The 3,672-nt window shown below is 64.9% G+C and carries 6 protein-coding genes; all 6 read right to left on the minus strand.

Annotated elements, in window-relative coordinates:
- Positions 1 to 60 precede the first annotated feature (60 nt).
- A complete protein-coding gene (locus tag KME77_RS18740) occupies positions 61 to 1,077 on the minus strand; it encodes a DNA-directed RNA polymerase subunit alpha (protein ID WP_219469300.1) in 1,017 nt (338 codons plus the stop codon).
- 100 nt (positions 1,078 to 1,177) lie between these two features.
- Positions 1,178 to 1,804, minus strand: coding sequence for a 30S ribosomal protein S4 (rpsD, locus tag KME77_RS18745; RefSeq protein WP_219469304.1), 627 nt, complete (start codon positions 1,802 to 1,804; stop codon positions 1,178 to 1,180).
- Positions 1,805 to 1,824: 20 nt separating this feature from the next.
- Positions 1,825 to 2,229 carry a 30S ribosomal protein S11 gene (gene rpsK / locus KME77_RS18750; protein WP_020542285.1) on the minus strand — a complete coding sequence of 135 codons (405 nt, stop codon included), beginning with the start codon at positions 2,227 to 2,229 and terminating at the stop codon, positions 1,825 to 1,827.
- Positions 2,230 to 2,273: 44 nt separating this feature from the next.
- A complete protein-coding gene (gene rpsM / locus KME77_RS18755; protein WP_219469307.1) occupies positions 2,274 to 2,654 on the minus strand; it encodes a 30S ribosomal protein S13 in 381 nt (126 codons plus the stop codon).
- Between the two features lie 228 nt (positions 2,655 to 2,882).
- On the minus strand, positions 2,883 to 2,996 hold the full coding sequence (rpmJ, locus tag KME77_RS18760; protein WP_003956441.1) for a 50S ribosomal protein L36: 114 nt from the start codon (positions 2,994 to 2,996) through the stop codon (positions 2,883 to 2,885).
- A gap of 88 nt (positions 2,997 to 3,084) precedes the next feature.
- Positions 3,085 to 3,306, minus strand: coding sequence for a translation initiation factor IF-1 (gene infA, locus KME77_RS18765; RefSeq protein WP_012887858.1), 222 nt, complete (start codon positions 3,304 to 3,306; stop codon positions 3,085 to 3,087).
- Between the last annotated feature and the right edge of the window lie 366 nt (positions 3,307 to 3,672).

The raw sequence follows: 3,672 nt of genomic DNA on the forward strand, positions 1-3,672 counted from the left end.
GGGGACCACCGGTCGGCGGCCCCCGTTACGTTCACCCGCGCCCCGAAGAGGGGCGCGACATCAGTACTGCTCGGTCTCGACGTACGCGCTGTCGTCGTCGTCGTAACCGGCGCCGGCCACCGCGCTCGGGTCGAACCCGGGCGGGGAGTCCTTGAGCGCCAGCGTCATCTCGTGCAGCTTCTGCTTGACCTCTTCGATGGACTTGGCGCCGAAATTCCTTATATCGAGAAGGTCCTGCTCGCTGCGGGCGACGAGCTCACCCACGGTGTGGATGCCCTCGCGCTTGAGGCAGTTGTAGGAGCGAACGGTCAGGTTCAGCTCCTCGATCGGCAGCGCCAGGTCGGCGGCCAGGGCGGCGTCGGTCGGCGACGGGCCGATGTCGATGCCCTCGGCCTCGACGTTGAGCTCGCGGGCCAGGCCGAAGAGCTCGACGAGCGTCTTACCGGCGGAGGCCACCGCGTCGCGGGGCTTCATGGCCGGCTTGGTCTCGACGTCGAGGATGAGACGGTCGAAGTCGGTGCGCTGCTCGACTCGGGTCGCCTCGACCTTGTAGGTGACCTTGAGCACCGGGGAGTAGATCGAGTCGATCGGGATCCGGCCGATCTCCTGTCCCGGCTGCTTGTTCTGCGCGGCGGAGACGTAGCCGCGACCGCGCTCGACGGTCAGCTCCATCTCCAGCTTCGCCTTGCCGTTGAGCGTGGCGATGCGCAGCTCGGGGTTGTGCACCTCAACACCGGCCGGGGGCGCGATGTCGGCGGCGGTGACCTCACCCGGGCCCTGCTTGCGCAGGTACATCACGACCGGCTCGTCGTGCTCGGAGGAGACGACCAGTTCCTTGAGGTTGAGGATGATGTCGGTGACGTCTTCCTTGACCCCGGGAACGGTCGAGAACTCGTGCAGCACGCCCTCGATCCGGATGCTCGTCACGGCCGCGCCCGGGATGGACGACAGCAGCGTGCGGCGGAGCGAGTTGCCGATGGTGTAGCCGAAACCCGGCTCCAGCGGCTCGATGACGAATCGGGACCGGGTGTCGTCGATCGACTCTTCGAGAAGAGTCGGGCGCTGAGCGATCAGCATGCGGGTTCTCCCCTATTCGTGTGGCGACCGCTATATGACGCCACTCCGATAGATAAAGCGTAGCCGAGGCCCGGCGAACCGGGCCTCGACCATGAACTGCCTACTTCGAGTAGTACTCGACGATCAGCTGTTCCTGAACCTGGGTGTCGATCTGCTGGCGGACCGGCAGCTGGTGGATCAGGACGCGGATCTTGTCCGGCACGACGCCGAGCCAGGCCGGGATCGAACGGTCACCGGCGGTGGCGCGGGCCACCTCGTAGGGCAGCAGGTTGCGCTTGGACTCGCGCACCTCGATGATGTCGTGCTCGCGCACCCGGTACGACGGGATGTCGACCTTCTTGCCGTTGACCAGGAAGTGCCCGTGACGGACCTGCTGGCGGGCGGCGTCGCGCGACTGGGCGAAACCGGCGCGGTAGACCACGTTGTCGAGACGGCTCTCCAGGATCTGGAGCAGCGCCTCGCCGGTCTTGCCGCTCTTGCGCGTGGCTTCCTCGTAGTAGTTGTGGAACTGCTTCTCGAGGACGCCGTAGATGCGGCGGGTCTTCTGCTTCTCACGAAGCTGAAGCTGGTACTCGGACTCCTTGGGACGTCCGCGACCGTGCTCACCCGGGGGGTAAGGACGGATTTCGATGGGGCACTTCGCGGACTCGCACTTGCTGCCCTTGAGGAAGAGCTTGGTCTTCTCGCGGCGGCAGAGCTTGCAGTCCGCACCCGTGTAACGAGCCATTTCTCAAATTCTCCTGGGTGTCAGACGCGGCGGCGCTTCGGCGGACGGCAGCCGTTGTGCGGGACCGGCGTGACGTCCTGGATCGAGCCCACCTCGAGGCCGGTGGCCTGGAGGGAGCGGATCGCGGTCTCACGGCCGGAGCCGGGGCCCTTGACGAAGACGTCGACCTTGCGCATGCCGTGCTCCATGGCGCGGCGAGCGGCGTTCTCGGCGGCCATCTGAGCGGCGAACGGGGTGGACTTGCGGGAGCCCTTGAAACCCACGTGGCCGGCGCTGGCCCAGGAGATCACGTTCCCGTTGGGGTCGGTGATCGAAACGATCGTGTTGTTGAACGTGCTCTTGATGTGGGCGTGCCCGTGAGCGACGTTCTTCTTTTCCTTGCGGCGCACCTTCTTCGGCGCACCCTGACGGCTCTTAGGAGGCATTCTTTGCCTTCACTCCTGAGGTGTTCGGTCCGCGGCTGCGTGGACTACTTCTTACCGGGCTTCTTCTTGCCAGCGACGGTCTTCTTCTTGCCCTTACGGGTGCGCGCGTTGGTCTGCGTGCGCTGACCGTGGACCGGCAGGCCCTTGCGGTGCCGGATGCCCTGGTAGCAACCGATCTCGATCTTGCGACGGATGTCGGCCTGGACCTCGCGGCGCAGGTCACCCTCGATCTTGAAGTTCGCCTCGATGTAGTCACGCAACGGGACGAGCTCGGTGTCGGTGAGCTGGTGCACGCGGGTGTCACCGCTGACACCGGTGGCCTGGAGCACCTCGAGGGCGCGCGTACGGCCGATTCCGTAAATGTAGGTGAGAGCGATCTCCAGCCGCTTTTCGCGGGGGAGGTCGACGCCAACCAGGCGAGCCATGGTCGGGCATTCTCCTTCGTTGTGGCGGAGGTCTTACGCCTCACGTCCCCTCCCCATGCCCGGGGTGAGGGCCCCGGCCTCCGACCGGGGGTCTCCATGAGCGGTTCGGGTCCGAATCTCTCCGGCCCGCCTTCTCAGGTGTGACGCGCGATTACTGACTCAGGCTTCTCATGCGTCGAGCCCGCTCCCTCTTGACCGGGGCGGACTCGGAGAAGCCTTCGCGGGCGACTAACCCTGACGCTGCTTGTGGCGCAGGTTGTCGCAGATCACCATGACGCGACCGTGCCGGCGAATCACCTTGCACTTGTCGCAGATCTTCTTGACGCTCGGCTTTACCTTCATTGTCCTTCGTGTTCCTCAGACGTTCATCCTTGCGAGCGAAGCTCGCGCTTAACGCCGGAATGTCCTCGCTACGCTGCGGATTCCGCCGTTACTTGTATCGGTAGACGATCCGCCCACGACTCAGGTCGTAGGGGCTCAGTTCCACGACAACCCGGTCGTCGGGCAGGATCCGGATGTAGTGCATCCGCATCCGACCGCTGATGTGGGCCAGGACCTTATGGCCGTTGTCCAGCTGCACCCGGAACATGGCGTTCGGGAGCGACTCGACCACAGTGCCCTCGATCTCGATGGCGCCGTCTTTCTTGGCCAAAATTCCTCGCGTTTCACTGATCGATCGTCTGAGGCTCCGGTTCACTAAGCAGCCGCGACCTCACGCTTCGAAGAGAGCGGCGACCTGCGAGGGGCGCCGACGCGTGATAGTCATAGTGAGCCGACTAAGGAGTGTACGACACCTGAGCCTAAAACGCGAAACGCGTGCCAGGTGTCCTGACACAACCATGCACGAGTTTACCCCACGGCATCACCGGTTCGCGCCACAAGCGAGCTGCCACGACGCGTCGCAGAGGTGAAAGAAGAGCATTTACCGGGACCACCTTTGACCGGCGCATCACGTGTCCCCGGAGTCGCTTCAACCGCAGAACCGCCGGCCCCCGCACAGCGGAAGGCCCGCCGGAGA

It is taken from the genome of Nonomuraea rhizosphaerae (assembly GCF_019396405.1).
GTDB classification, from domain to species: Bacteria; Actinomycetota; Actinomycetes; order Streptosporangiales; family Streptosporangiaceae; genus Nonomuraea; species Nonomuraea rhizosphaerae.